The following is a 622-nucleotide window of genomic DNA, read 5'->3' as shown; positions in this document are numbered from 1 at the left end:
CTTTGCCAAACTTACTACCCAATGACACTTGCAGAAACCGCTTCTATTTTTGCAGAGAATATCGTACGCGATCATTTGATCTCGAAAGCAGAAAGTGTGGACGACAAACTCGAAATGCTGTGGGAAGAGTTGTCTTCTGCGCTGGCGTTAATGATCAATATTCCTGTTCGATACGAGTTTGAAAAAGCATTCTACGAACGTCGTCAGGAGGGAGAATTAACCGCTCAGGATTTCTGTAATCTGATGTCAGAAACGTGGGAAGATTGGTACGGAGACGTGATGAGTGAAGCTGACCCCTATTTTTGGGCAAGCAAGCTGCACTTCTCGATTGCCGATGTGAGTTTCTATAACTATCCGTATCTATTCGGCTTCTTGTTCAGTAAAGGCATTTATGCGCAACGTGAAGCTAAAGGTGAAAACTTCTACATTGATTACGTTAATTTACTGCGTGATACTGGCAACATGATGGCAGAAGAGGTGGTTGAAAAACATCTATCGATGGACTTAACCAAACCAGACTTCTGGCAACAAAGCGTGGAGCTCGTACGCGACAAAGTCGATGAGTTTGAACGCCTACTTGCGCAGCGTAGCCAATAAGAGGTTGAGTTCTGTTGACCCTAGT

At 44.2% G+C, this 622-nt stretch carries 1 protein-coding gene; it reads left to right on the top strand.

Annotated features, from left to right (window positions below; translation table 11 throughout):
- On the top strand, positions 1-597 hold a 597-nt coding region (locus tag R7Q48_RS28600), incomplete at its 5' end, for a M3 family metallopeptidase (RefSeq protein ID WP_318133710.1).
- Between the last annotated feature and the right edge of the window lie 25 nt (positions 598-622).

Source organism: Vibrio sp. 378 (genome assembly GCF_033339435.1).
The sequence above is the reverse complement of the archived record's forward strand: the minus strand, read 5'-3'. Positions and strand labels throughout refer to the sequence as shown.